This is a genomic window from Cupriavidus sp. GW821-FHT02F09, assembly GCF_059421605.1.
The window spans coordinates 17,208-43,044 of sequence record NZ_JBWKVH010000049.1 but is presented as its reverse complement, the minus strand read 5'-3'; the positions used below and the strand labels follow the sequence as shown (position 1 = coordinate 43,044).

Annotated in this window: 22 protein-coding genes; 14 read left to right on the top strand and 8 right to left on the bottom strand. The window is 64.8% G+C overall.

Annotated elements, in window-relative coordinates; translation table 11 throughout:
• Positions 1-14 precede the first annotated feature (14 nt).
• Both AC07XB_RS33400 and AC07XB_RS33395 read right to left on the bottom strand, forming a co-directional pair.
• The gene (locus tag AC07XB_RS33400; RefSeq protein WP_492809829.1) at positions 15-1,421 is read right to left on the bottom strand and encodes a nucleobase:cation symporter-2 family protein; all 1,407 of its coding nucleotides are present in this window, start codon (positions 1,419-1,421) and stop codon (positions 15-17) included.
• A 150-nt stretch (positions 1,422-1,571) separates the two neighbouring features.
• Positions 1,572-2,315 carry a GntR family transcriptional regulator gene (locus AC07XB_RS33395; protein ID WP_174423888.1) on the bottom strand — a complete coding sequence of 248 codons (744 nt, stop codon included), beginning with the start codon at positions 2,313-2,315 and terminating at the stop codon, positions 1,572-1,574.
• A gap of 313 nt (positions 2,316-2,628) precedes the next feature.
• Between AC07XB_RS33395 and uraH the strand changes: the two genes are divergently transcribed.
• Together uraH and AC07XB_RS33385 are read left to right on the top strand one after the other, a co-directional pair.
• Positions 2,629-2,982: a hydroxyisourate hydrolase gene (gene uraH / locus AC07XB_RS33390; protein WP_043344662.1), complete on the top strand. Its 354-nt coding sequence runs from the start codon at positions 2,629-2,631 to the stop codon at positions 2,980-2,982.
• 31 nt (positions 2,983-3,013) lie between these two features.
• Positions 3,014-4,219, top strand: coding sequence for a urate hydroxylase PuuD (locus tag AC07XB_RS33385; RefSeq protein WP_492832112.1), 1,206 nt, complete (start codon positions 3,014-3,016; stop codon positions 4,217-4,219).
• A gap of 350 nt (positions 4,220-4,569) precedes the next feature.
• Here the strand turns inward: AC07XB_RS33385 and AC07XB_RS33380 are convergent, their stop codons facing one another.
• A complete protein-coding gene (locus tag AC07XB_RS33380) occupies positions 4,570-5,187 on the bottom strand; it encodes a c-type cytochrome (RefSeq protein ID WP_492832114.1) in 618 nt (205 codons plus the stop codon).
• A 2-nt stretch (positions 5,188-5,189) separates the two neighbouring features.
• Positions 5,190-6,938 carry a pyrroloquinoline quinone-dependent dehydrogenase gene (locus AC07XB_RS33375; RefSeq protein WP_492374111.1) on the bottom strand — a complete coding sequence of 583 codons (1,749 nt, stop codon included), beginning with the start codon at positions 6,936-6,938 and terminating at the stop codon, positions 5,190-5,192.
• 285 nt (positions 6,939-7,223) lie between these two features.
• Here AC07XB_RS33375 and AC07XB_RS33370 point away from each other — a divergent pair, with 285 nt between their 5' ends.
• The 12 genes from AC07XB_RS33370 to AC07XB_RS33315 all read left to right on the top strand — a co-directional run bounded on the left by AC07XB_RS33370 (position 7,224) and on the right by AC07XB_RS33315 (position 20,376).
• On the top strand, positions 7,224-7,892 hold the full coding sequence (locus tag AC07XB_RS33370; protein ID WP_492832116.1) for an ankyrin repeat domain-containing protein: 669 nt from the start codon (positions 7,224-7,226) through the stop codon (positions 7,890-7,892).
• Positions 7,893-8,055: 163 nt separating this feature from the next.
• Positions 8,056-8,436 (top strand): response regulator transcription factor, encoded by a 381-nt coding sequence (locus AC07XB_RS33365; protein ID WP_492374113.1) that lies wholly within the window; start codon positions 8,056-8,058, stop codon positions 8,434-8,436.
• Between the two features lie 163 nt (positions 8,437-8,599).
• Entirely contained in the window at positions 8,600-9,160 is a 561-nt protein-coding gene (locus AC07XB_RS33360) for a lipid-binding SYLF domain-containing protein (RefSeq protein WP_492374114.1), read from the top strand.
• Between the two features lie 14 nt (positions 9,161-9,174).
• Positions 9,175-9,648 (top strand): glycine zipper domain-containing protein, encoded by a 474-nt coding sequence (locus AC07XB_RS33355; RefSeq protein WP_492832118.1) that lies wholly within the window; start codon positions 9,175-9,177, stop codon positions 9,646-9,648.
• A gap of 97 nt (positions 9,649-9,745) precedes the next feature.
• On the top strand, positions 9,746-10,954 hold the full coding sequence (locus AC07XB_RS33350) for an efflux RND transporter periplasmic adaptor subunit (protein ID WP_492832120.1): 1,209 nt from the start codon (positions 9,746-9,748) through the stop codon (positions 10,952-10,954).
• A 13-nt stretch (positions 10,955-10,967) separates the two neighbouring features.
• Positions 10,968-14,204 (top strand): efflux RND transporter permease subunit, encoded by a 3,237-nt coding sequence (locus tag AC07XB_RS33345; protein ID WP_492374117.1) that lies wholly within the window; start codon positions 10,968-10,970, stop codon positions 14,202-14,204.
• Position 14,205: 1 nt separating this feature from the next.
• Positions 14,206-15,684: an efflux transporter outer membrane subunit gene (locus tag AC07XB_RS33340; RefSeq protein ID WP_492809820.1), complete on the top strand. Its 1,479-nt coding sequence runs from the start codon at positions 14,206-14,208 to the stop codon at positions 15,682-15,684.
• Complete coding sequence (locus AC07XB_RS33335) at positions 15,681-16,943, top strand: paraquat-inducible protein A (RefSeq protein ID WP_492374119.1); 1,263 nt, start codon at positions 15,681-15,683, stop codon at positions 16,941-16,943. Before AC07XB_RS33340 ends, AC07XB_RS33335 begins: the two co-directional genes overlap by 4 nt.
• A complete protein-coding gene (locus tag AC07XB_RS33330) occupies positions 16,936-18,564 on the top strand; it encodes a PqiB family protein (protein WP_492832123.1) in 1,629 nt (542 codons plus the stop codon). Before AC07XB_RS33335 ends, AC07XB_RS33330 begins: the two co-directional genes overlap by 8 nt.
• Complete coding sequence (locus AC07XB_RS33325; protein WP_492374121.1) at positions 18,564-19,160, top strand: PqiC family protein; 597 nt, start codon at positions 18,564-18,566, stop codon at positions 19,158-19,160. The genes AC07XB_RS33330 and AC07XB_RS33325 overlap by 1 nt, the downstream gene beginning before the upstream one ends.
• Before the next feature lie 73 nt (positions 19,161-19,233).
• On the top strand, positions 19,234-19,995 hold the full coding sequence (locus tag AC07XB_RS33320; RefSeq protein ID WP_492374122.1) for a bestrophin-like domain: 762 nt from the start codon (positions 19,234-19,236) through the stop codon (positions 19,993-19,995).
• A gap of 96 nt (positions 19,996-20,091) precedes the next feature.
• The gene (locus tag AC07XB_RS33315) at positions 20,092-20,376 is read left to right on the top strand and encodes a hypothetical protein (protein ID WP_477132932.1); all 285 of its coding nucleotides are present in this window, start codon (positions 20,092-20,094) and stop codon (positions 20,374-20,376) included.
• Between the two features lie 36 nt (positions 20,377-20,412).
• Here AC07XB_RS33315 and AC07XB_RS33310 read toward each other — a convergent pair whose 3' ends face one another.
• The 4 genes from AC07XB_RS33310 to AC07XB_RS33295 form a co-directional block, all read right to left on the bottom strand.
• A complete protein-coding gene (locus tag AC07XB_RS33310; RefSeq protein WP_492809811.1) occupies positions 20,413-21,084 on the bottom strand; it encodes a response regulator transcription factor in 672 nt (223 codons plus the stop codon).
• The gene (locus AC07XB_RS33305) at positions 21,081-22,529 is read right to left on the bottom strand and encodes a sensor histidine kinase (RefSeq protein WP_492832125.1); all 1,449 of its coding nucleotides are present in this window, start codon (positions 22,527-22,529) and stop codon (positions 21,081-21,083) included. The genes AC07XB_RS33310 and AC07XB_RS33305 overlap by 4 nt, the downstream gene beginning before the upstream one ends.
• 454 nt (positions 22,530-22,983) lie before the next feature.
• A complete protein-coding gene (locus AC07XB_RS33300; protein ID WP_492374126.1) occupies positions 22,984-24,324 on the bottom strand; it encodes an ArsB/NhaD family transporter in 1,341 nt (446 codons plus the stop codon).
• Positions 24,325-24,422: 98 nt separating this feature from the next.
• Positions 24,423-25,472, bottom strand: coding sequence for an amino acid ABC transporter substrate-binding protein (locus tag AC07XB_RS33295; RefSeq protein ID WP_492374127.1), 1,050 nt, complete (start codon positions 25,470-25,472; stop codon positions 24,423-24,425).
• Positions 25,473-25,837: the final 365 nt, after the last annotated feature.

Genomic DNA, 25,837 nt, shown 5'->3' with positions numbered 1-25,837 from the left:
GCCGCCGGCTGGACTTATTCCGTGCCGTGCGAGTTGGCCGCGGCGTTGCGCATGGCTTCTTCACGCGACTGGATGCCGTTGAAGAAGACGTTGAGCACGACTGCCACGATGGTGCCCAGCACGATGCCGCTGTGGGTGAACGGGTCGGTCCACTTGGGCAGGTACTGGAAGAAGGTCGGCGCCAGCGTCGGGATCATGCCGAAGCCGATCGAGATGGCGACGATGAACAGGTTGAAACGGTTGCGGTTGAAATCGCACGAGCCCAGGATGCGGATGCCCGTGGCGGCCACCATGCCGAACATCACGATGCCCGCGCCGCCGAGCACGAACTGCGGCACCGAGGCCACGATGTGCGCCATCTTCGGGAACAGGCCCAGGCCGATCAGGATGATGCCGCCGGCCACCGCCACATAGCGCGAGCGCACGCCGGTCACCGTCACCAGGCCCACGTTCTGCGAGAACGAGGTGTAAGGGAAGGTGTTGAACAGGCCGCCAATCACGGTGCCAAGGCCGTCGGCACGCAGGCCGCGGGTCAGGTCCTCGTTGGACAGGCGCTTGCCGGTGATATCGGCCAGCGCGAGGAACATGCCGGTGGATTCCACCAGCGTGATCAGCATCACCACGCACATCGACAGGATGGCGGGAAGGTCGAAGGTCGGGATGCCGAAATGCAGCGGCGTGATCAGCGCGATCGCGCTGGCGTCGTTAAGGCCTTCGAAGGAGACCTTGCCCAGCGCCATCGCCACCAGGGTGCCGATCACGATGCCAAGCAGCACCGCGCAGTTGGAGATCAGGCCGCGGCCATACTTGCTCAGCAACAGGATCGCCACCAGCACCAGCGCCGCGATGCCCAGGTTGCCCAGGTCGCCATAGGCGAGGTTTGGCACATCCTTGACCACGCCGTCGATCACGGCACGGGTGGTGGGCTGGCCGCCGGCCGCCCAGTTGATGCCCACCCGCATCAGCGACACCCCGATCAGCGTGATCACCGTGCCGGTGACGACTGGCGGGAAGAGCCCCAGCATGCGTCCCATCAGCGGCGCCACCAGGATGCCGAATACCCCCGCGGCAATCACCGCGCCGTAGATGCCCAGCAGGCCCACATTGGGGTCGGAGCCGATGGCGATCATCGGCGCCACCGAGGCAAAGGTCACTCCCATCATGACCGGCATGCGGATGCCGAACTTCCAGAAGCCGAAAGCCTGGATCAGCGTGGCCAGGCCCGCCGCGAACAGGTCGGCATTGATCAGGAAGGCGAGCTGGTCCTTGGGCAGCTTGAGCGCGCCGCCGATGATCAGCGGCACCGCGACGGTACCGGCATACATCACCAGCACGTGCTGCAGGCCGAGCGCAAGCAGCCGGCCCGAAGGCAGCCGCTCGTTGGTTTGGTCCGTTGGGACCGTGGTGCTAGCGCTAGTCATGGATGTGTCTCCTCTCCTTTGGATTTGATGGGAACGTTGCCGGGCGGGGTGGCTCTCGGTATGTGACTCCGGCTTCGCGCATCGTCGGGGACGCGTTTCTCATGAGCAGGAATCGGGCCTTGGCCGCAGGTTGGCAACGGGAACAACTTGCTAGGTGGAGTGACCCAGCACGCTGCGAAGATCGAAATTGCCCGGTTCATCGGGCTGCACGCGGTCCGCGCATGCGCCGAGGTGGTGCGCCATACGGCTCTGGGCCAGGGCGGCATCGCCCTGTTCCAGTGCGTCGAGGATCTCTTCGTGTTCATCGAAGGAGCAGGCGTTATTGCCCGGCGCCTCGACGCTGGCGATCATCAGCGTGGTGCGCGACACCAGCCGGCGCATCATGGTGACCAGCAGCGCATTGCCCGAAAGCTCGGCCAGTGCGGTATGGAACTCGGCCGACAGGCGGATCCACTTGGGCCGCTCATTGGTGAGGAAGGCCTGGCGCTCGGCCTCCACCATCTTGCGCAGCGGCGCGATCACGCGCTTGACGTCGCGCATGCCGGCGAGCTTCTCCAGCACCGCGCGCTCCAGCATCTGGCGCAGCTCGAACATGTCGTGCGCCTCGTCGGTGGAGGGGCTGGCGATGAAGGCGCCGCGGTTGGGCTCCAGGTCCACCATGCCGTCGGCGGCAAGGTGCGCCAGCACCTTGCGCACCGTGTGGCGCGCGGTGGCATAGATTTCGCACAGCGAGTGCTCGGTCAGCTTGGTGCGCGGGGGCAGTCGGTGCTCCATGATCGCGTCATAGATCTCGTGATACATGCGCTCCTCGACGGAACCCTTGCGGGCGGGCTTGATTTCGGTCGGGGCGGCGGTGTCATCGGCACCGGCGATCAGCTTGAGACTCTTGGACATCTTGGCACCAGCGTATCGGTGAGGAGGGGAGCAGCGCGCCGTGTAAGCGGGGTGAAGCAGAGTGGCGCGCCCCAAAAATTGTTGACAATTATTTGGTTAGCACGGCAATATTGTCAACAAAACCGAGCTAGGTTTTCGACAAGTCAGGGTAATTCCTGAGTTGCCATCCGGAGTGGTGCGAAGCATTGTCGCCATGCACCAGTCCAGCGCCGGGATGCGTTAGAAATACGTACCGAGCGGGCACCATTCCCACAAATGGTGCTAGTGAAGGCAGCGGCGCCTCTCACAACCCAAAGCCCTAAGGAATAACAGGATGGGACGCTTGACCACACATGTACTCGACACCGCAGCCGGCACGCCCGGCGCCGGCATGTCGATTACCCTGCATAAAATTGTCGACAATCGTAAGGAGACGCTGAAGACAGTCGTCACCAACCACGATGGCCGTTGCGACCAGCCCCTGCTGGATGGCGACACCATGGCGGTCGGGGTGTACGAACTCGAATTCGGCGCCGGCGATTATTTCCGCACCCAGGGCACCAAGCTGCCCGAGCCGGCTTTCCTGGACGTGGTGACGCTGCGTTTCGGCATCGCCGACACCAGCGCGCATTACCACGTGCCGCTGCTGGTCTCCCCCTGGTCGTACTCGACCTACCGTGGCAGCTAAGCGCGGCAACGGGCAATAAAGGAGACAAGACATGGAAGGCTATATCCTCGACTGGGCCAATCTGCTGCTGCGCTGGGTGCACGTCATCACGGCGATCGCGTGGATCGGTTCCTCGTTCTATTTCGTCTGGCTGGACAACAGCCTGACCCGTCCCGACGACCCAGACCTGCAGGAGAAGGGCGTGGGCGGCGAACTGTGGGCGGTGCACGGCGGCGGGTTCTACAACCCGCAGAAATACCTGAGCGCGCCCAAGACGCTGCCGGAGAACCTGCACTGGTTCTACTGGGAGTCGTATTCCACCTGGATGACCGGCTTCGGCCTGCTGGTGGTGCTGTACCTGTTCAACGCCAGCACGTTCCTGATCGACAAGAACGTGATGGACATGTCGCCGGGCGCGGCGATCGGGTTTGCGCTGTCGTATCTTGGCGTGGGCTGGGTGGTGTACGACTGCATCTGCCGCGTGTTCGGCAAGAGCGACCGCACCGTCGGCATCCTGGTGGCGATCTACGTGGCGCTGGCCGCGTTCGTGGCCTGCCACGTGTTCTCGGGCCGCGCGGCTTTCCTGCTGACCGGCGCGATGATCGCGACCATCATGAGCGCCAACGTGCTGGTGTGGATCATCCCGGGGCAGCGCAAGGTGGTTGCCGCGCTGCGCGCGGGCGATCCGGTGGATCCGGTGCATGGCAAGAACGCCAAGCAGCGCAGCGTGCACAACACGTACTTCACGCTGCCGGTGCTGTTCGCCATGCTGTCGAACCACTACAGCATGACCTACAGCTACAAGTACAACTGGGCCGTGCTGGTGCTGATCATGCTGGCCGGCGTGCTGATTCGCCAGTTCTTCATCCTCAAGCACAAGGGCAAGATCAACGTCGCGTGGCCGGCTGCCGGCGTGGCCGTGCTGGCGGTGGTCGCGGTGATGATCGCGCCGGTGCCGCGTGAGGTGGTCGCCAGCAAGGACGGTGCAGCTCGCGCGCAGGTGAGCTTCACCCAGGTGCAGGAAGTCATCAACTCGCGCTGCATCCAGTGCCACGCCGCGGCGCCAAAGATGATGCCGAGCGCCGCCAAGGGTATCAAGCTCGATACCGCCGACGAGATCAAGGCGCATGCGCAGATGATCTACCAGCAGGCGGTGCAGCAAAAGGCCATGCCGCTTGGCAACGTCACGCAGATCACGGATGACGAGCGCGCGCTGCTGGGCCAGTGGTTCGAGGCAGGCGCCAAGACCACCAACTGATTTGATAGAGATCAACGGGCCCGGCCGAGAGGCGGGCCTGTTACCGAGCATCGGTGATCGGCGGTCCGGTGGCTATGTTGTTGATGGCCGGAGGTCCGGACCGACGAGGGTTTGAGCGGGGCGCAAGCCCCGTTTTTTTATTTGAGAGTTGGTAATTGGGGGTTGGTCGCTGTTTCTTTTTGCGGCGTTGGTTTTTGGACCCAAGTGCCGTACGACATCGCCCTTGCTTGGTTGGTTGCTGTTTCTTTGTGCGGCGATGGCTCTTGGGTGCAAAAACCATCGCCGCTCAAACAAACAGCGACCAACCACGCAAGGGCGATGTCGTATGGCCCCCCAGCCTCCCAAAAACCCTACTGCAAATTAGCAATATAACTAGCAAGATTCTGAATATCCGCATCCGACAGCCCGCGAGCCACGCTAGTCATACTCCCCGCATCATTAGTCCGCTTGCGCGAGCGGAAGTCTTCGAGCTGCTTGACGATATACGCATACTGCTGCCCCGCCACACGGGGAATTTCATTCTGCCCGGTAAAGCCGCCGAGATGGCACATGGTGCAGAGCACTTCCTCGGCCTTCTTCCTGCCGGCTTCCACTTTTTGCCCGTCGGCCTTGAACTGCGAGGCGATGGGTTTTTGCGCGGCAAAATACTCGCCCAGGTCGAGCATGTCCTCGCGCGACAGCGGCGCCGCCATCGGCGTCATCATCGGGTCGCTGCGACGGCCTTCCTTGAAATCCTTCAGTTCCAGATAGATGTAGCGTGCAGTCTGGCCCGCCAGCACCGGATAGAGTGGATTGCTGGCGTTGCCCATCGGGCCATGACAGGCGACGCACGATTCGGCCTTGCGCTTGCCGGCGTCGGGATCGGCGTGCGCGCTGCTGGCGACGGCTGCCAGCAGCAGGCCTGCCAGAAGCGCCGGCCCCGGCAGCGCTAACCGCCGGGGCCGGGCCAGATTGGACGGGATTCGCATGCCTACTGCACCGCGAACACCAGCACGCTGTTGCCGCGCTTGAAGTCCAGTTGCGTATTGCCGCCGGCCGCCACCGCGATGTACTGCTTGCCGCCGACCATATAGGACACCGCTGGCGCATTCACGCCCGCGCCGCACTGGTACTCCCACAGCTTCTTGCCGGTGGCGGCGTCGAAGGCGCGGAACAGGCCGTTGCCTTCACCATTGAAGACCAGCCCGCCGGCTGTCGCGAGCACGCCGCCGATCAGCGGCTGGTCGGTCTTGTAGTCCCACACCACCTTGCCGGTATCGATGTTCACCGCGGAGAGCTTGCCCCACTGCGCCTCCGCAGGGATGGTCTTGAAGGCGCCGCCCAGCCAGAGCTTGCCGCCCGGGTAGGGCGAGGCTTCCACCTGGTAAGTCATCGGCTGGTGCAGGTTGGCGGCATAGGCCATCCGCGTCTTCGGGTTGAAGGCCATCGGCGACCATTCCACGCCGCCATTGGCGCCCGGCAGCATGCGTGCGCCATTGGCCGTGGGCAGGGTCCACATGTCTTCCTGCGGGATCATGGCTTGCGAGAAGCGGATAAGCCGGCCGTCGCGGCGGTCATGCACATAGACGTGGCCGGTCTTGCCGCCGTGGATCACGCCGGGAATCATCTGGCCGTTCTTGTCGCGCACGTCGACCAGGATCGGCGGGCTGGCGGCGTCCAGGTCCCATACGTCATGGGCGATGTACTGCGAGTGCCATTTGTAGGCACCGGTATCCAGGTCCACCGCGACCATCGAATCTGTATAGAGGTTGTCTCCGGGGCGGATGGCGCCATACAGGTCGGGCGACGGATTGCCGACCACGAAGATCGCCATCTTGTTCTTGCGGTCGATCGCCGGCGGCATCCACACGCCGCCGCCGAGCGCCTTGTAGAAATCGCCGCCCTTGTCCGCGAGCTGTTTCTTCTCGGCCGCGATGTCGCGCTTCATGTCGCGCCCGGTGGCATCCTTGGTGGCCCACACGCCTTCATGGCCCTTTTCGGGGATGGTGTAGAAGGTCCACAGCAGCTTGCCGTCGGTGGCGCTATACGCCTTGAGGAAGCCACGGATGCCGTACTCGCCGCCATTGGTGCCGATCAGGATCTTGTCGTCCACCACCACCGGCGCCATGGTTTCCGAGTAGCCCAGTTCGGGATCGGCGATCTGCGTTTCCCACAGCAGCTTGCCGGTCTTGGCGTCCAGCGCGACCAGCTTGGCGTCGAGCGTGCCCATGAAGAGGCGGTCTGCGCTGACTGCCACGCCGCGGTTGTTCGGGCCGCAGCAGAAGGTCGTGATCGGCCCCATCTTGTGCTTGTAGTGCCAGAACTCCTTGCCGGTCACGGCATCGATCGCATAGACGTGGTTATAGGACGTGGTCAGGAACATCACGCCGTTGACCACGATCGGCGCGGTCTCCATGGACTCGAGCACGGCGGTCTGGAACAGGAACGCGGGTTTCAGCTTTGCCACATTCTTGGTGTTGATCTGGCTGCCCGGGTAGTAGCGCGTCTGCACGTAGGAGCCATTCGAATGCACCCAGTCGTTAGCGTTGCTGCCGGCCGCGTCGAGCTGTGCCTGCGTCACCGGCGGGAGGGGCCGGGTCATGGCCGCGCCCGGGGTGGTCGCGCCGCCCTGGATTTCGTCCGCGCCGAAGGCTGCGGGAATGAGCGCGGCGGCCGCGGCGGCCAGTGCAAGCAACAGCAAGGGGAGGGTCACCCGGGCATGGCTGCGGGATGAGAGCATGGGAAGCTCCTTTTTTGAATTCTTCGTGCCCCGGCTTTCCCAGGGCGAAAGGGCGTGCTTGTCGCACACTGTGGCGGCCCGGGTCACAAGCAGTATAGGCAAGAGTGCAGGCAAAACAACCCGCATCGCGGCGCGCGTCAAACTGGTGTTCGCCGCACTGCAGCATGCCTGTGGACGCTCCTTGAAATTGCGCGTCCTAACCTCCACACTTAGCTCCACACCTAGCCAGCAACGATGTCGCGATAAGGCTGGCAACGTAGTCAACGGCAGCGGCGGGGGACGGACATGAACGGACGCACTGGGTGGCGCGCGCGGCTTGCCGCTGCGTTGCTATGCGGCATCGGAACGCTGTGCCTGCCGGCCAGGGCCGATGACGACATCAGCCTCAATGCCCGCCTGCTCGCGGCCGCCCGGGCCGGCGACGCGGCGGCGGTGAGCGCGGCGCTGCAGCAGGGCGCGGCGGTGAATGCGCGCAACCGCATCGGCGATACGCCGCTGCTCACCGCGGCCAAACGCGGGCTGACCGAGATGGCGCGCACGCTGGTCGAGCATGGCGCCGACGTCAGCCAGGCCAACGTGCAGGGCGTGACGCCGCTGATGGCCGCGGCCTTCGGCGGCTTTGATGAGATTGTGGCGGTGCTGCTGGCGCGCCATGCGGAGCTGGCCGCCACGGATCGCGTCGACAAGACCGCCATGATCTACGCGGCCGGCGAGGGTCATGCCGGCGTGGTGCGGCAACTGCTGGACGCTGGCGTGGACGTCAACACCCTCTACGCCAACGGGCTCACCGCGCTGATGTGGGCGGCCGGCTACGACAAGGTCGATACGGTGCGCCTGCTGCTGTCCAGAGGCGCCCGGCCCGAGCTGCGCGACAACCGCGGGCTGACCGCGCGGGAGATCGCCGATCAGGCTGGCGCGAAGACCGTGGCCGGCTTGTTGAGCGCGCAGCATTAAAGACCCGGATTGCGGCCGCCACGGTACACGCTGTTGCGGCGTCTCCCCCTCTCCCCCCGCCTGTTAGACCAAAGTCCCATATCTGCAGCCAGGCAACTGTCATACGCTCAACCTAGCGTCGAATCAGGCTGGGTGCTGCGCTGCCTGTGTGGGGAATGTCGCCATGAGCAAAGTCAAGCCGTTCGTCGCAGTGGTGGATGACGACGAATCGGTGCGCCGTGCCATCAAACGGCTCCTGCGCTCTGTCGGCCTGTCAGCGGACACGTTCAAGAGCGGTGACGAGTTCCTGGACATGTTCGATTCTATACCGGCATATCGTCCGGACTGCATCGTGCTCGATATCCAGATGCCGGGCCTGAACGGGCTTGAGGTGCAACGCCGGCTTGCGGGCAGCGGCATTCCCGTGATCTTCATCACGGCACACGACGAGATCGGCACTCGCGAGCGGGCCTTGGCCGCTGGCGCGGCGGCCTATCTGCGCAAGCCGTTCGACGACGAGATTCTCATCCGGGTCGTGCGTGCGGCCATCCATCCACCTCCGTAGCGCGGCAGCCACCGCGGCGGTCTAGCGGCTATTGGACCAAGGTCCCATTGTTTTAGCCGGTCTCGGATATCACTATGGATCAGACCCCGGAAGAATGCTCGGTGGGCCTGCGCTTTACACAGCGTCGTCAGTGTCGTTAATTCTCATGCTTGGAGCACGCATCATGATCAAGACCCTTCGGTTCATCCTCGCGATTCCCCTGTTGCTGGTCGCGGTGGCCTGCTCTACCCAGCAGACTTCAACCGTAGGGAACAATCCACAGCTCGAAGCTAGTGCGCGCGGTGCACTGCAAAAGCTCAATGATACGAATCCCAAGACCAAGGATCTCCTGGCCCGGTCCAAGGGGGTTCTCGTCTTCCCCGACATCATGAAAGCGGGCCTTATCGTGGGCGCGCAAGGTGGCAACGGGGTGATGTTTGGCCCGGATGGCACGGTGCTGGGCTACTACAACGCCTCGGCGGTTTCGTATGGCCTGCAGGCAGGTGCCCAGACCTTTTCGGAGGCCATGTTCTTCATGACCGACTCGGCTCTCACCGATCTCAACGATCGTAACGGGTTGTCGGTCGGTGTCGGGCCGAGCGTTGTGGTGGTCGATGAAGGCATGGGAAAATCCCTGACCACCACCACGCTGAGTTCGGACGTCTACGCTTTCATCTACGGGCAGCAGGGGCTGATGGCCGGCCTGGGCGTGCAAGGCCAGAAGATCACCAAGCTCAGCCGCTGACCTGGCAGACGACCATGCAACGCACGCTGCGAACCGTAATTGGCCTGATGCTGTGCGCGCTGGCGTTAGCCGCCAGCGCGCAGCAACCCATCATCTATCCCGCCAAGGGGCAGAGCCCGCAGAAGCAGAGTTCGGACACCGCCGCGTGCCAGCAGTGGGCCAAGCAGACCACGGGCGTGGATCCGGTCGCCATCGCGCAGAAAGCCGGCCAGCCTGCAGCGCCGCCACAGCAAGGCGGACGCCTCAGGGGCGCGGCCGGTGGCGCAGCGGCCGGTGCGGCGATTGGCGCGATTGCCGGCGATGCAGGCAAGGGCGCCGCGATCGGCGCGGTCACCGGCACGGCGGCCGGCGGCGTGCGCCAGCGCCGCAAGAACGAGGCCGCGGCCGAGCAGCAGCAGGCGGGGCAGCAACAGGTCTCCCAGGAAATGGCGACATTCAATCGGGCGGTGGGGGCGTGCATGACCGGTCGCGGATACACCGTTCAGTAGAGAACGCAGCAGATGTAGAAGAAAGGCGCGGTCAGCTGGGGATCCAGACATGGCAACGAAACTGATTTCACCTCTGCGGATTGCAGCCGTCGGGCGTGTGCGCAGCCGCGCCTGGTTGCGGTTCGCGTTTGCCGGTGCAGCGTTGTTGCTGCTTGCCGCTTGCCACAAACCGGCGAACGAGTTGCCGCGCGCGACCACCGAGGTGACGGTCATGACCGTGTCGCAGCGCGACACGCCGGTCGACTTCGAATTTACCGCCCAGACGCAAAGCTCGCGCGAGGTCGAGATTCGCGCTCGCGTCGACGGCTTCCTGGAAAAGCGCGTCTATACCGAGGGGCAACTGGTGCATGCCGGGCAGGTGCTCTTCATGATGGACGCCGCGCCATTCGAAGCGGTGCTGCAGTCGGCCAAGGGCCAGCTTGCACAGCAGGAGGCCAGGCTCACCGTGACCAAGGCCAATCTTGCCCGCGTGATTCCGCTTGCCGCTCAGAACGCCCTCAGCCGGAAGGATCTTGACAACGCAACGGGCAACGAGAAGGAGGCGGAGGCCGCCGTGATCGCGGCCAAGGGCCAGGTCCGGACCGCCGAGCTTAACCTGAGCTACACCACGATCAAGTCCCCGCTCACCGGCTTGTCGAGCTTTGCGCGGCAGCAGGACGGCAGCTACGTGACCGCGGCGGCAACGGGCTTGCTGACCTACATCTACCAGCTTGACCCCATGTGGGTGAACTTCAGCATTTCCGAGAATGAGTTGCTGACATACCGGGGCCAGGTGGAGAAAGGCCAGTTGCGGTTTCCGGCGAACAACGATTTCGAGGTGGCTGTCGTGCTTGCCGACGGCAGCGTGTTCCCGGCTCGCGGGCATATCAACTTCACCAACCCCGCGTTCAACACACAGACCGGCACCTTCCTCGTGCGGGCCTCGTTCGCCAACCCGCAAGGCACCCTGCGCCCCGGACAGTTCGTGCGCGCGCGGGTTTCGGGCGCGGTGCGCCCGAATGCGGTCCTGGTGCCGCGCCGCGCGGTATTGCAGGGATCGAAGAGCCATTTCGTCTGGGCAGTCGACAAGGATGCGAAAGGCCATCAGCGGGTGGTCGAAGTCGGAGAGTGGCACGGCGATGACTGGTTCATCACCGAGGGCCTGAAGCCCGGAGAGCGGATCGTCGTCGACGGCGCCATTCGCGTGGTTGCCGACACGCCGCTGAAGATAACCCAGGCGCCGGCCAAGAGTGCCGCCGCCGCTGAACCGCGCAGCGAAGAGCAGAGCCTCTCGCAGCGCCAGTCTGCCCCTGGCGCAACGAACTGACCGGGCAGGCCACATGAACATCTCCCACTTCTGCATCGAACGGCCGATCTTTGCGTCGGTCATCTCGATCGTGATCACGCTTGGCGGCGCGCTGGCGATGCTAAGCCTGCCCATCGCGCAGTATCCCGACATCACGCCACCGCAGATCACGATTTCGGCGACGTACCCAGGCGCCACCGGCGACGTGGTTGCCAATAATGTCGCCGCGCCGATCGAGCAGCAGGTCAACGGCGCGGACAACATGATCTACATGAACTCGTCGAGTTCATCGACCGGCAACTTCACGCTCAATGTCTTCTTCCAGATCGGCACCAATCCGGAGCTGGCACAGGTCGATGTGCAGAACCGCGTGAACCTGGCGCTGCCGCAACTGCCGTCGTCGGTGCAGGCGCAGGGCATTCAGGTGCAGAAGAAATCTTCGGCGTTCATGATGGTCATCGCCATCTATTCGCCCACCGATCGCTACGATTCGACCTACATCGCCAACTACGCCAACATCTACGTGCTCGATGGGCTCAAGCGCGTGCCCGGAGCGAACCAGTCCAGCATCTTCGGCAACCCCGACTACGCCATGCGCATCTGGCTCAAACCTGACCGCATGGCGCAGCTCGGCATCACGGCCTCCGACGTGCAGAAGGCCGTCGCCAACCAGAACCAGCAGTTCGCGGTCGGCAGCATCGGCCAGTCGCCAACCGGCGCGGCGGTGGAGCAATCCTTTGCCGTCACCACCACTGGCCGCCTGAGCGATCCGGCCGAGTTCGAGAACATCATCCTGCGCGCGGCAAACGGCGAGGCGGCGATCGTGCGCCTCAAGGACATCGGCCGTGCCGAACTCGGCCGCAAGGACTACTCGATCCGCAGCAAGTTCCAGGGCAAACCGGCAACGGTCATCGCTGTCTACCAGCAGCCGGGCGCCAATGCGCTCGATGTGTCCAGCCAGGTGCGCAAGACGCTGGCGGAGATGAAGAAATCGTTTCCCGAAGGCCTTGAATACAGCATCGCGATGGACACGACCGAGTTCACTCGCGCGTCGATCTCGGACGTCATCCATACGTTCTTCGAAGCCCTTGTGCTGGTCGTGATCGTGGTCTTTGTCTTCCTGCAGAGCTTGCGCGCCACGTTGATCCCGGTGCTGGCGGTGCCGGTGTCGATCGTCGGCACCTTCATGGGCATGCTCATGCTCGGATTCTCGATCAACATGCTGACGCTGTTCGGCATGGTGCTGGCCATCGGCATCGTGGTGGACGATGCCATTGTCGTGATCGAGAACGTCGAGCGAAACATGAACGTCCACAAGCTGAGCCCGAAGGACGCCGCCAAACGGGCCATGGACGAGGTCTCGGGGCCGGTGGTGGCGATCGTGCTGGTCATGTGCGCGGTGTTCGTGCCGGTTGCCTTCCTTGGCGGCATCACCGGGCAGCTGTACAAGCAGTTCGCCATCACCATTGCGATCTCGGTGGTGTTCTCCGGACTGGTCGCGCTCACGCTGTCGCCGGCGCTGGCGGCATTGTTGCTCAAGCCCGGGCACCACGAAAAGAAAGGCTTCTTCAAGTGGTTCGAAAATGCCTTTGCGCGGATGACCGCTGGCTATACGCGCATGGTGAAGCTGATCATCAAGCGCTTCGTGGTGGCGCTGCTGCTGTTCGCCGGCATGATCGTGCTTGCGGTGTTCATGATGCGCTCGATCCCGACCTCGTTCCTGCCGCCGGAGGACCAGGGCTATTTGCTCGGCGCGGTGATCATGCCGGACGCGGCGAGCCTGGATCGCACCGGGGCCGTGTCCCAGCACGTCACCGACTACTTCATGAAGCAGCCGGCCGTGAGCAGCGTCACGGTGGTCGATGGCTTCAGCTTGCTGGATAGCCAGAACAAGAACAACGCGGGAGCCTTTTTTATCGGCTTCAAGAGTTTCGACGAGCGCTATAAATTTGCCAACATCAAGACGCAGAACGCCCGTGCCGTGCTGATCGGCGCGTACGAGAACCTGTCCCAGGTCAAGGAGGGGATCATCCTGCCGGTCAATCCGCCGTCGATCCCGGGGCTCGGCACGACTGGCGGCACCGAGATGTGGATCCAGAGCAAGGGGGATGCCAGCATTCCCCAACTCGCAGGCGTGGTGAACGACTTCATGGCCAAGGCGAAGCAGCGGCCGGAACTCGCTCGCGTCACCTCGACCTTCAATGCGGCGTCCCAGCAACTGCTGGTCAGCGTGGACCGCGACAAGGCGGAGACCCTGGGCGTGCCGATCGAGGAGGTGTACAGCGCCATGCAGACCATGTTCGGCTCGCTGTACGTGTCGCAGTTCAACCGCTCGAGCCGGCTGTGGCAGGTCATCCTGCAAGCCGAGCCCTCGTACCGGCTCAAGCCCGGGGATCTGGATCAGATCTTCGTGCGCAGCAAGACCAACAGCATGGTCCCGCTCAAGGCCGTGATGAGCACCAGGTTCGTCACCGGTCCGGACCTGGTGACGCGCTTCAATAACTTCCCGGCGGTCAAGATTACCGCTAACGCCGCACCGGGCTACAGCTCCGGACAGGTTCTGTCCACGCTGGAATCGGTGGCTGACGAGGTGATGCCGCCCGACTACGGCGTGGGGTGGAGCGGCGAAGCCTATGAAGCCAGGCAGGCTGGCGGTACTTCGGGGCTGGTGTTCGTGTTCGGCCTGATCATGGTGTTCCTGATCCTCGCCGCGCAATATGAGAAGTGGAGCTTGCCGGTCGGTGTGCTGATGGCGGTGCCGTTCGCACTGTTTGGCGCGTTGCTGGCCATCTTGCTGCGCGGCCTCGAGAACGATGTCTATTTTCAGATCGGCCTGACGATGCTGGTCGCGCTGGCCGCCAAGAACGCCATCCTGATCTTTGAGTTCGCGGTGCTCAACCGCGAGGCGGGGGCGTCGGTCTACGATTCCGCCGTCACGGCGGCGGCCGAGCGGCTGCGCCCGATCGTGATGACCTCGCTGGCCTTCATCCTCGGCTGCGTGCCGCTGGCCATTGCGCTCGGCGCGTCGGCCAACAGCCGGCACTCGATCGGCACCGGCGTCATCGGCGGCATGCTCGGCGCGACGGCGATCGCGGTGTTCTTCATCCCGATGTTCTACTACGCGCTGGAGTCGATGTCGGAGCGCTCCGGCGGGGGCAAGAAGACCCCGGGCCCGCAGGGCGGTGCGCCCGGCGAGCCGCCGTCGGGCCCCACCGGCGCGGGCCCGGGTGCTCCGGCGGCTACGCCGTCTGCCAGGCACGAGGGCGAATGACATGCGAACTTCGGCGCTTTCGCTTATCGCCTTGCTGACGCTCGGCGGCTGCCTGCTCGGGCCGAATTACCAGCGCCCGGCCGTTGACGCGCCACCTGCCTTCCGCTTTGCCGAGGCCGAAGCCAAGGATGTCGTCAATACGACGTGGTGGGTACAGTTCCAGGATCCCGTGCTCAACGACCTGATTACGATAGCGCTGGCCGAGAACAAGGACGTGAAGATTGCAGCGGCGCGCGTCGACCAGTTCCTCGGGCAGTTCCAGAGCACTCGCTCGCAGCTGTTCCCGCAAGTCTCGGCGCTCGCCAACGCACAGCGCGAGCGCGTGCCGGTCGGCTCCGCGCTATTGCCGCCCGGTGTCGGGCCGGTCATCAACCAGTACCAGGCGACACTCTCGGCCTCGTGGGAGCTCGATGTCTTCGGCAAGGTGCGCCGCCAGACGGAATCCGCGCGCGCGAGCTTGCTGGCGAGCGAGGAGGGCCGGCGTGCGACCATCCTGACGCTGGTGGCTGCCGTTGCGTCGTCGTATGTGAACCTGCTGTCGCTGGACCGGCAAATGGAAATTGCCAAGGCAACCGTGGCCAGCCGGGCAGATTCCGTGCACGTCTTCCAGCTGCGCTATAGCGGCGGGGAGGTGTCGCAGATGGAGCTGGCGCAGAGCCAGTCGGAGTACGAGTCCTCGCTCGCGACCATCCCGCAGATCGAACTCCAGATCGCGCAACAGGAGGACGCACTGTCGATCCTGCTGGGGCAGAATCCCCAGCCGATCCTGCGTGGCCGGGGACTGGACGACCTGGCCTTGCCCATGGTGCCGGCTGGCCTGCCATCCGAATTGCTCACGCGCCGCCCGGACCTGCGCCAGGCCGAGCAGGACCTGATCGCCGCCAACGCACTGATCGGCGCGGCGCGCGCGCTCTACTTCCCGTCGATCTCGCTGACCGGCGTGTTCGGCACGGCAAGCGGCCAGTTCTCGTCGCTCTTCACCGGCCCGGCCCGGCTGTGGTCATACGCCGGCGCGGTGACGGTGCCGATCTTCACCGCGGGTAATATCGGCGGACAGGTCAGGCAGGCCGAGGCGCAGCAGCAACAAGCGCTGTTCGCCTATCAAAAGGCGATTCAGGTCGCGTTCCAGGAGGTCGAGGACGCGCTGGTGTCGCTGCAGAAGACGCGCGAGAGGCTCGTCGTGCAGGGCCGCCAGGTCGAGGCGCTGCGAACCTACGCGCGGCTCGCGCGGCTGCGCTACGAGGGCGGATACACCAGCTACATTGAAGTGCTGGACGCCGAGCGTAGCCTGTTCAACGCGCAACTGAGCTATGCGCAGGCGCAGGGAACGGTGTTCGCCTCCAGCGTTGCGCTATACAAGGCGATGGGGGGCGGCTGGGTGATCGACGCTGAGCGCATGACCCCGGTGGCGTACGGTGACGGCGGCGCGCCCATACGGCAAGGGGAGTCCGTCTCCAGCTCCAGCCAGCCACGGCCATGACAACCGCGCGCCTGATCGCCTGCCACGAGTGCGACCTGTTGCAGCGCGAGGCGGCGCTGCCGCCCGGCGGCATTGCGCGTTGCCGGCGCTGTGGCGCGGAGCTCTACCGGAGCCGGCCGGAAAGCGTGGATCGCGCGCTTGCCTTCACGCTCGCGGCAATGGTGCTGTTCTGCGTCGCCAATGCGTACCCGGTGGTGGGGCTGTCGGTGAACGGGGACCTGGTCCAGAGCACGCTCCTCGGCGCGGTCCGGATACTGTACCGCGACGGCATGTGGCCGCTGGCCGGCCTCGTGTTCGTCACCACGCTCATGATGCCGCTGCTGCGGATGGCGGCGATGGTGTACCTGTTGCTGCCGCTGCGCCTGCAACGGCTCCCGCGCCGGCCCGACGTAGCGTTTCGCATCCTGGAGATGGCGGCGCCGTGGGGCATGACCGAGGTCCTGATCCTCGGCATGCTGGTGGCGCTGGTCAAGCTCGCCCATATCGCTACCGTGGTGCCCGGCGTCGCGCTGTGGGCGTTCGGCGGGGTGATGCTCTTGCTTGCCGCCGCCACCGCCGCGTTCGATCCTCGCGACCTGTGGGCGCGGATGGAGGCGGCATCGAGCGTGCACGGAGCGGGCGGTGTGACTACCGCGTCGGCTGCCACGGCGGCCCGGGCGGGGCTTCTCGTTTGCCACGGCTGCGGGATGCTGTCGAAACCGCCCCCGCACGCCCATGAAGGCAGCTGCCCGCGGTGCGGTGCGCACCTGCACTTTCGCAAGCCGGCCAGCATCGCGCGCACCTGGGCGTTCCTGATTGCCGCGATGATCCTTTACATTCCGGCCAATGCGTTGCCCGTGATGGACACAAGCTCGCTGTTTGGCGCGCAGCAGGACACGATCCTGAGCGGCGTGGTCTATCTCTGGACCTCGGACGCCAAGCTGTTGGCCGCCGTCGTGTTCATTGCCAGCATCGCCGTGCCGATGCTCAAGATCATCGCGCTGCTGTTTCTCGTCATCTCGGTCCAGTTCCACTCGCCGTGGCTGCTTGAGAGGAAGACGCGCATCTATCGGTTGGTGGAGCTGGTAGGGCGCTGGTCGATGCTCGACATCTACGTCATCACGCTTCTGGTGGCACTTGTGCAGTTCAGCGCGCTGGCGACGATCAAGGCCGGCCCGGCCGCGGTGGCGTTCGGCGCGGTGGTTGTGCTGACGATGTTCGCCGCGATGTCGTTCGATCCGCGCTTGATCTGGGACGCCACGGAGAAAGATCATGGTTGAGCCGCCCGAACGGCGCGACGAGCCGGGCTCGCCCAATTTCCCCGAGGCGGTGGTCAAGCTGCGCTCGCGCTGGCGCCTGCAGCTGGTCTGGCTGGTGCCGCTGGTTGCGGTGTTGATCGGCGGCTGGCTCGCGGTGCAGGCGGTCTTGCAGAAGGGCCCGACCATTACCATCAGCTTCAAGACGGGCGAGGGGATCGAGGCAGGCAAGACCAAGATCAAGTACAAGGACGTGGACATCGGCGTGGTCAAGAGCGTCGCGCTGTCCAAGGACCACGGCGGTGTGGTTGCGAGGGCCGAACTGGCCAAGGACGCCACCTCCTTGCTGGTCGACGACACTCGCTTCTGGGTGGTGCGGCCGCGCGTTTCCGGTGGCACCGTGTCCGGCCTCGGTACGCTGCTGTCCGGCTCGTTCATCGGCACGGATGTCGGCACGCAGGCCAAGGCGCGGCGTGACTTCGTCGGCCTTGAGAACCCTCCCGCCGTCGCTAAGGACGTCCCCGGGCGGGAGTTCGTGCTCAAGAGCGAGGACATGGGCTCGCTCGATGTGGGCACGCCTGTTTTCTTCAGGCGCCTGCAGGTCGGCCAGATTACGGCTTACACCCTCGACGCGGATGGCAATGGGGTCACGCTGCGCGTCTTCATCAATGCACCCTACGACAAGTATGTGCGGGCCGACACGCGCTTCTGGCATGCCAGTGGCATCGATGTGTCGCTCGACACGAGTGGCGTGAAGGTCAATACGCAATCGATGGTCGCGATTCTGATCGGCGGCGTTGCGTTTCAATCGCCTCAGGATTCGGCGGACGGCCCGCCGGCCGAGGCCAACACGGAATTCGGTCTGTTCCACGACCGCGCGGAGGCGATGAAGCGTCATGACAGGTTTGCCGATACCTACGTGCTGATCTTCAAGGAGTCGGTGCGAGGGCTGGCGGTCGGTGCGCCAGTCGACTTCCGCGGCATCGTGGTGGGGGAGGTAACGGGGATCTACACGCGCTTCGACCGGGAGAAGAAAGAGTTCAGCATTCCGGTCGAGATACGAATCTATCCGGAGCGCTTCACCTCCCGCTATGAGTCGGGCACGAAGGGAGGCAGGCTGACGGACGAGCCTCATAAGCTGGCGCAGTTCCTGATCGAGCATGGTCTGCGCGGCCAGTTGAGAACCGGCAACCTGCTCACCGGGCAACTCTACGTTGCATTGGATTTCTTCCCGGCGGCGCCCAAGGCCAAGATGGACTGGGATGCCAAGCCGCCCGAGTTGCCGACCGTGCCCGGTGGCCTGCAATCGCTCCAGGACTCGGTGACGGCGCTGATTGCCAAGCTCAACAAGGTGCCGCTCGAGGGCATTGGCAATGATCTGCGCAAATCCCTGCAGCAAGCGGATGGGCTGCTCAAGACACTCAACGCCGACGTGGCTCCGGAGGCGCGCGCCGCCATGGTCTCCGCGCGCGCGGCGCTAGAGTCAGCCAACAACGCGCTCGCGCCCGACTCCGCGCTGACGCAAAGCACGGCGGAGACAATGCGCGAGCTGTCGCGCACGGCGGCATCGCTCAGGGCGCTTGCGGACTACCTCGAGAGCCATCCCGAAGCGTTGCTTCGCGGCAAGACGGAGGACAAAAAGTGATGCGCCCCATTCGTTTAATGGCCGCGGCACTTGGGTTGGCGGTGCTTGGCGGTTGCGCGAGCTCGCCTCGGTCAACCTACTATACGTTGACACCCGCGCGGGCGCAGGAACGCGCGGACGCCGATGTCCCCGTGGCCATCGCGATCGGGCCTGTGGCGGTGCCGGAGATGGTCGACCGTCCGCAACTGGTACTGCGCGTTAGTGCGACCCAGGTCAGGCTTGACGAGTTCGCCCGCTGGGCGGAGCCGCTGAAGCGGCAGATCCCGGCCGTGCTCGGCGCAGACCTGGCCCAGTTCTTCCCGGGAGCGCTGGTGTCCAGCTATCCGCAGTGGGCCGATCCGGGGACGGCATACCTGGTGTCTGTCGACGTCCAGAGGTTCGACTCGGCCCCCGGCGATGCGGCCGTCATCTCGGTAGTGTGGTCCGTACGGCCGCCAAAGCAGGGGCCACTGGTGAGCGGGCGCAGCGACGAGCGGGAGCCCGCCGGCGCCGCAGGGTATGACGCCCTCGTCGACGCGCACAGCCGGGCGCTGGCGGCTGTCAGCCGCGACATTGCTGGCGCGATACGTGCGGCACGCACGGCACGTTCACAGTGACGGCGCAGCGCGGCTGGGGTGGAGGCTGGCGCTTGAGCCTGGCTCGCCGTATCGCGGCAACAGGGGGTGAGACATGAACCACCTCGTCATCGCCTTGATCGTGTTCGCCTGTGTTTTCGGCAGTTCACTGCTCGGCATGTGGGCGCGCGCCATGCTGCCTGAACACCACCTCAGCGATCAGTCCATCAGCGTGGTCAAGATGGCGACAGGCCTGATCGCCACGATGGCGGCGCTGGTGCTGGGGCTGCTGGTGTCGTCGGCGAAAGGCACGTTCGACACCGTGAGCAGCGAGCTTGTGCAGAATTCCGCCAGCGTCATCCAGCTCGATCGGGTACTGGCCAAATATGGGCCGGACGCGCAGGAGGTTCGCGTTTTACTCAAGCGTGTCTATGCCGAGAAAATCCAGATACTCGACTCCGGGGACGAGGCGCAGCTGGCAAAGCTTGGCAATGCCGAGTCTGTCAGCCAGCTGGAAGGCTTTCAGCGCAAGCTGGAGGCGCTTGCGCCGCGCGACGACGCGCAGCGCGAGCTGAAGGCGAAGGCCCTGCAGATTGTCGATAGCGTGTTCGCTGCGCGCTGGCTCGCGTTGCTGCAGACAAAATCCTCGATCCCGATCTCCCTGCTGATCGTGCTGGTGCTGTGGCTGTCCATCGTATTCGGCACGTTCGGGCTGTTCGCCGAGCGCAACGGGACCATCGTCGCCGCGTTGATGATGTGCGCCTTGTCGACTTCCGGGGCGATCTTCCTGATCGAGGAAATGAGCACGCCGCTCTATGGGCTGGTCAGCGTGTCGCTTGCATCCATGCACGACGCGTTCGCCCATCTTGGCCGGTAGCGCAGGAGGCGCCGCGCTCCGCGCGCTGCTGACCTACTCTTGAGCAGAGGACGCGCCGGCGCGAGGCGTCTGTGCCGGCCATAACAAGGAGTCGTGATGAAGATGCTAGCCATGTTGGCATGCGTAATGCTGTGCGCGAACGCCTATGCCGAATGCACCACCAACGCGCGCGGGGCTGTGGTTTGCAACAACGGAGAGTCTGCCGCCGGGTATAACCGGAACACGGGTAACGGCTTTACGTCGGAGAAGAATCAGAACGGCGTGACAACGACGCAGACCACCAAGGGCGGAGAGGCCAAGACCAAGGATGGCAAGGGGGTCTATACAAGCCCGAGCGGAAAGACCTGCGCCAGGACGGCCCGCCATCAGGGCTGCAATTGAAGCGCTGCGGTTGGCGTCAGGCTCTCCCGGGCTATGTTATGGCGCAGCGGCAGCGGCAGCGGCTGCACCCTGCGGTGGGTGAAGGAGCGGATGGGGGATGCCGACCTTGTCGCTGATGCGCACAAGCTCGGCCAGGGAGCGCGCCTCCATCTTTCTCATCACGCGGGCCCGGTGGACCTTGATGGTCTTTTCCGCCGTGCCCAGCTCACAAGCCATCTGCTTGTTCAGGCGGCCTTCGACGACCAGCGTGAGCACTTCGCGCTCGCGCGGCGTGAGGCGGTCAATGCGGCTGTAGATCGCTTCGATCTCGATGCGGCTCGCGCGTGCTTGCGACGCGCGCCCCAGCGCGGCTTCGATCGCGTTCAGCAGCTCGCTGTCGCTGACCGGCTTGACCAGGAAGTCCGTCGCGCCCGCTTTCATGGCGCGCACGCTTGCCGGGATATCGCCGTGTCCGCTGAGGAAGACGATCGGCAGCGGCCAGCCCGCGCTGCTGAGCTGGCGCTGCAACTCCAGGCCGTTCAGGTCGGGCAGTTGCAAGTCGAGCACCAGGCAGGCGTTGCTCTCGGCAGACAAGACGCTGTCGAGGAACGCCCGCGCCGTGCCGAATCCTTCGGCGCGGTAGCCTGCGCAGCCAATCAGGCGCATCAGCGCCCGGCGCACCGCGTCGTCGTCATCCACCACGAAGACGGTTGGTGTGGGGTTGTTCATGGGTGTTCCCCCGAATGGACGGGCTCTGTTTTGGCTGCGACCGGCAACGTGAAATAGAAAGTGGCACCTTGGTCGCTATTGTTCTGCGCCCAGATGCGTCCGCCGTGCATTTCAACGATGGAGCGGCTGATGGACAGCCCGAGGCCAAGCCCTTCACGCTTTGAGGTGAAGAATGGCTTGAAGACCTGGTCGAGTTTGTCCGCGCTCAGGCCGGGGCCACGGTCCCGCACCGCCACGCGCACCATGCTGGCGCCTTCGCACGTGGCGTCAACCATGACCACGCGGTCCCGCGCCGGGCGGGACTCGCTTGCGTGGAAGGCGTTGAGCAACAGATTCAGTACCACCTGCTGCACCTGGACGCTATCGCCCTGGACGCGCGGCAGCGTGGGCTCGGTGTGCTGGACCACGCGGATTCCGCGTACGATCGCATCGCTGTGCACCAGCAGCGCCACGTCGCCAATGACGCGCTCAAGACTGATGGGCGCGGCTTCGAGGTCGCCCTTCTTGACCAGCCTGCGAATCCTGCGGATCACTTCGCTCGCGCGGTGGTTGTCCTCGACGATATCCTGCAAGATCTCACGCACTTCGGCCAGGTTGACAGGCTGCGTCGACATAAAGCGTTGAGCGGCCTGCGCGTTGCTCAAGATGGCCGTAAGCGGCTGATTCAACTCGTGCGCGAGCGAACTCGCCAGCTCACCCAGCGTGGAGACACGCGTCAGATGGGCAAGCTCTTGCCGGTTACGCTGTAGTTCGTAGCGCTCGGTCCGGTCGATGACGACGGTCAGCAGGAGCGGCTCCCTGTCGAACGAGGCATCGTTGGCGGTGATTTCCGCCGGGAACTCAGTGCCATCCTTGCGTCGCGCGAACTGGTCATGCGTGCCGCCTGCCGGCCGGGACAAGCGCACGGTCCCGCTGTCGCCCTGCAATCCTGGAACGAGCGCGTCCGCAGACGCGCCGATCAGTTCCTCCTGGCGATAGCCGAAGAGCTTTTCCGCGCCAGCATTGGCCAACAGGATCTGGCCGCGCGGATTGGTCATCAGAATGGCAAATGGCAACAAGGCCAGCAGGCCGCGCACGCTTTCATCATGCTGCAATGCTCGCGCGGAGCCGCGGAACCCGTCAGATGTATCGCCTCGGGGATCAAGGGGCCCATCCCGTGGCTCCGGGCGTATGGCGGTGCGCTGGACGCGGCCAGGGGAGAGCATGGCAAGGCGTGCGCCAATGGGGCGCCAGCCCTGACGCCAGCCCTGACGCCAGCCCTGACGCCAGGACTGGCGAAATCTCGGACCCTTGGCGGGGTGTGGCTGCGCTGCGGGGGAGTCCTCCGCCGGGTAGCGCCACGTTGCACCGTTGGCCCGCGCGCGCCGGAATTGCAGCAGCAGCAACAACAACAGCAGCGCGATGAACGCTGCCTCGAGGAGGGCAGCAGTGCGGATGATGGTCATGGCGCCGTGCTCCCTGTCAATGGTTCGCAGGCAGGCATGCGAACCCGGCGCCGTCGGCAAGCCGGCGAGCGATTGAGCCATTCAGCGTGCATGCGGTGGCATTGGGCAGCTGCGCCGTGGCAGCGAGATGCTCGCCACCGCCTACATGCGCTGGGCTGATCAGCGGACCCGTCTTAAGTGCTTCCTCGCGCTCCCGCGCCCAGGTGGGTAAAGCGTCACTGGCGGGACGGGCGGCCCCACGATCATGTGGCATGGAGGCAAAAAAAGTGTAGGCGCTGGCGTTGCTTTGTAAAAGACATAAGTCGCGATTGTGGAACTTACCATGCGCGGATTCGCGCAAGCGGGGCAGCCTTGCCGGCGGCGCGATCCCGCGATGGAAATGGGACCAAGGTCCCATTGCCGGGGGTCGGTGCGCGGGCATTGGACCATGGTCCCGTATCGCATATCGGCGCCCTCAGCGCATCCAACGCGACAACACGATGACATAGATCGCCGACGCGGTGAGTTGGGCCGCCGTGACTGGCAGTCCATAGCGCATGAACGTGGCGAACGTGACGGGCTTGCCGTGGCGCGCGCAGATGCCAGCGCACACGATGTTGGCCGATGCGCCGATGAGAGTGGCGTTGCCACCGAGCGTTGCCCCGAACATCATGCCGACGAACACCGGAATCGTGGTTGCCGGCCACTGAGTGAAAAGCGCGCCAAGCGCGGCGTCGGGGACGACCTCCGCCGCCACCAGGTAGCCCTTGATCATCAGGATCGACGCGGCTGCCACCGGGACGTTTGCCAGCAGGCTTGAGAGCAGGCCGATGACTGCAATCATCACCAGGGCAACGAGCGTCAGTTGGGTGCCGAACGACCCGTGCAGCTTCAGCGCCATGACTTGCAGCAGGCCGGTCTTGGTCACCGCCTGCACCAGGCAGAAGATGCACCCCAGGAACAACAGCGTCTTCCAGTCGACGTCCCGCAGCACGTCGTCGGTTGGCTCGAAGCGGGCTTCATACCCCACCAGCAGCGCCAGGGCGCTGGCGATCAGCGCGGCCATGGGCGGCACGAGCCGGGTGGGCAGGTGCTCGCCGAAAACGAACAGCCCCACCATCGTCAAGAGGACGGCAAGCGAGAGCCCCGCATAGACGGGGCGCTCGAGCCGTCTGTGTGGCTGGCGCTGCGGCAAGGCACGCCGCATCCGCCACAGGTCCGGCATCAGCAGCGGCAACAGCGGGACGATGACAAGCAGGGCGACCACGCCGCCCAGGCTGACGCGGCGCAGGTACTCGCCGAATGTCATGCCGATCGCGCTGCCGACGAGGAATGTCGCCGGGTCGCCGACCAGCGTGAGCAGGCCGGCAGAATTGCTCACGATGGCGGTCAGCACCATCGGCCCGACAAAGTCCACCTCCAGGGCGATGGCCACGCGGATGATGATAGGGGCGAGCAGGATCACCGTGGTCGCGTTCGGCAAGAAGGCGCACAAGGGTGCAACCATCGCGATCAGCAACAACAGGAAGCGCTTGCCGCTGCCGCCCGTGGCGCTCAGGTACAGGTCGCCGAGGCGGTCGAACAGGCCCGTGGTGGACAGGATGCGCGCCACCACCATGCCACCAAACAGCAAGCCGATGGGGCCGCCGGAGGTGCGGGTGGCGCTCAGCAGATCCTGTTCGTTGAGGATCCCCAGCGCGATCAGCACGCACACGCCGATCAGGGCTGCCACCGCCATGTCCAGCAGGTTCAAGGCGATGACCAGGATCACGGCCCCGAAGACGCCAAGGACGATATAGATCTGCAGCTCACTCATGCGGCGACCTCCGCGGCCCGTTGCATCGATAGCACCTATCCCACCTATCCCACCTATCCCACCTATCCCACCTATCCCACCTATCCCACCTATCGTATCTACCGCATGGGCGGCGCGTACATCAGGCCGCCCTGCGTCCATGGCCGGTTGAGGCCGCGCTCCAGCTTGAGCGGGCTTTGCGCGCCAAGATTGCGCTCGAACATCTCACCGTAGTTGCCCACGCTTTGCACCGCGCGCACGGCCCAGCCCGGCGCGACGCCGAGCGCCTTGCTGGCGTCGTCGCCGGGCTCGAGGGAGGCGCCCAGCAACGGATCGCGCATGCGCTCGCGCACGTTGGATTGCGTGATCCCGTTTTCTTCAGCGGCAACGAGCGAGAAAAGTACCCAGCGGACCAGTGTCAGCCACTGCTGGTCGTCGTTGCGCACGACCGGTCCGAGCGGCTCCTCCGAGATCCGCTCGGGAAGGATGACGTAGGCTTGCGATCCGCCCCGGCCCCGCAGGCGTACGGCTGCGAGGTGCGAGGCATCCGCGGTATAGGCGAGGCAGCGTCCCGCAAAGAAGGCGTCGGCCACTTCGGTTGCGGAGTCCACGGCGAGCGGGCTCACGCTCAACCGTTTCGCCGCGAAATAGGCGGCCAGATGTTCCTCGCTCGATGTCCCTTTCTCGACGCAGACGGTGGCGCGGTCAAGCGCGGCAATTGACTTCGGCGCGCCCTGCTGCGGCACCATGAAGGCCTGGCCATCATAAAAGAGGATGCCGGCGAACTGCACGCCCAGCGTGCTCTCACGCGCGAGGGTCCACGTGGTGTTGCGGCTGATCAGGTCCACCACGCCGGTGCGCAGGGCCGGAAACCTGGCTGAAGCCTTCAGCGCTACGAAGGTGACTTTGTCGGCCCGGCCCAGCGCCGCCGCCGCTACGGCGCGGCAGAAATCGACGTCAAGGCCAGACCAGCGTCCCGCCGCGTCCTTCGCCGAAAACCCCGCAATGCCCTCGCTGACACCGCAGCGCAGCGTGCCACGCGACCTGGCCTGCGCCAGCGTATCGCCATCCGCGGCATGGGCCGGCAAGGCGGCGGCAGCGAGCAATGGCAACGTACCCAGCCACAGTCGTTTGACGATGCGTCCGACGATGCGCCGAAGGTGGATCATGCTTGCCCCCAAGCCAGGTGCGGCAGCGTGCCGCCGCTGCCGACAGATTCACTCTGGCAGCGATCCCCTGGTGCGTCAATTGGCCTTTCGTCGTACGGGCGAGGGAGATTGGTGGGGGCACCACGTCTCGCCAATATGCAATATAGGAGACTTGGAATGAGGCGCCTGACGATCACCGGCATTCCTGCTGTTGAGGAACGCGATCGGCAAGGGTCTGAGCGCTTTTCTGTTTTGCGTGGACCAAAAGGGCGGCTACGCTATTAGGAGTCCCCGGAGAATTCGCAAACCTTCGACCTACGCTCGTCTGATCTGCGGTGTGGTCCGCCATGCCGGCGGCGGCGAGCCAGCCACCACGGATGGCGGCA

Coding starts and splice junctions, on each gene's coding strand:
- AC07XB_RS33400 (WP_492809829.1), bottom strand. CDS start 1,421: ATGACTAGCGCTAGCACCACGGTCCCAACGGACCAAACCAACGAGCGG.
- AC07XB_RS33395 (WP_174423888.1), bottom strand. CDS start 2,315: ATGTCCAAGAGTCTCAAGCTGATCGCCGGTGCCGATGACACCGCCGCC.
- uraH (WP_043344662.1), top strand. CDS start 2,629: ATGGGACGCTTGACCACACATGTACTCGACACCGCAGCCGGCACGCCC.
- AC07XB_RS33385 (WP_492832112.1), top strand. CDS start 3,014: ATGGAAGGCTATATCCTCGACTGGGCCAATCTGCTGCTGCGCTGGGTG.
- AC07XB_RS33380 (WP_492832114.1), bottom strand. CDS start 5,187: ATGCGAATCCCGTCCAATCTGGCCCGGCCCCGGCGGTTAGCGCTGCCG.
- AC07XB_RS33375 (WP_492374111.1), bottom strand. CDS start 6,938: ATGCTCTCATCCCGCAGCCATGCCCGGGTGACCCTCCCCTTGCTGTTG.
- AC07XB_RS33370 (WP_492832116.1), top strand. CDS start 7,224: ATGAACGGACGCACTGGGTGGCGCGCGCGGCTTGCCGCTGCGTTGCTA.
- AC07XB_RS33365 (WP_492374113.1), top strand. CDS start 8,056: ATGAGCAAAGTCAAGCCGTTCGTCGCAGTGGTGGATGACGACGAATCG.
- AC07XB_RS33360 (WP_492374114.1), top strand. CDS start 8,600: ATGATCAAGACCCTTCGGTTCATCCTCGCGATTCCCCTGTTGCTGGTC.
- AC07XB_RS33355 (WP_492832118.1), top strand. CDS start 9,175: ATGCAACGCACGCTGCGAACCGTAATTGGCCTGATGCTGTGCGCGCTG.
- AC07XB_RS33345 (WP_492374117.1), top strand. CDS start 10,968: ATGAACATCTCCCACTTCTGCATCGAACGGCCGATCTTTGCGTCGGTC.
- AC07XB_RS33340 (WP_492809820.1), top strand. CDS start 14,206: ATGCGAACTTCGGCGCTTTCGCTTATCGCCTTGCTGACGCTCGGCGGC.
- AC07XB_RS33335 (WP_492374119.1), top strand. CDS start 15,681: ATGACAACCGCGCGCCTGATCGCCTGCCACGAGTGCGACCTGTTGCAG.
- AC07XB_RS33330 (WP_492832123.1), top strand. CDS start 16,936: ATGGTTGAGCCGCCCGAACGGCGCGACGAGCCGGGCTCGCCCAATTTC.
- AC07XB_RS33325 (WP_492374121.1), top strand. CDS start 18,564: ATGCGCCCCATTCGTTTAATGGCCGCGGCACTTGGGTTGGCGGTGCTT.
- AC07XB_RS33320 (WP_492374122.1), top strand. CDS start 19,234: ATGAACCACCTCGTCATCGCCTTGATCGTGTTCGCCTGTGTTTTCGGC.
- AC07XB_RS33315 (WP_477132932.1), top strand. CDS start 20,092: ATGAAGATGCTAGCCATGTTGGCATGCGTAATGCTGTGCGCGAACGCC.
- AC07XB_RS33310 (WP_492809811.1), bottom strand. CDS start 21,084: ATGAACAACCCCACACCAACCGTCTTCGTGGTGGATGACGACGACGCG.
- AC07XB_RS33305 (WP_492832125.1), bottom strand. CDS start 22,529: ATGACCATCATCCGCACTGCTGCCCTCCTCGAGGCAGCGTTCATCGCG.
- AC07XB_RS33300 (WP_492374126.1), bottom strand. CDS start 24,324: ATGAGTGAGCTGCAGATCTATATCGTCCTTGGCGTCTTCGGGGCCGTG.
- AC07XB_RS33295 (WP_492374127.1), bottom strand. CDS start 25,472: ATGATCCACCTTCGGCGCATCGTCGGACGCATCGTCAAACGACTGTGG.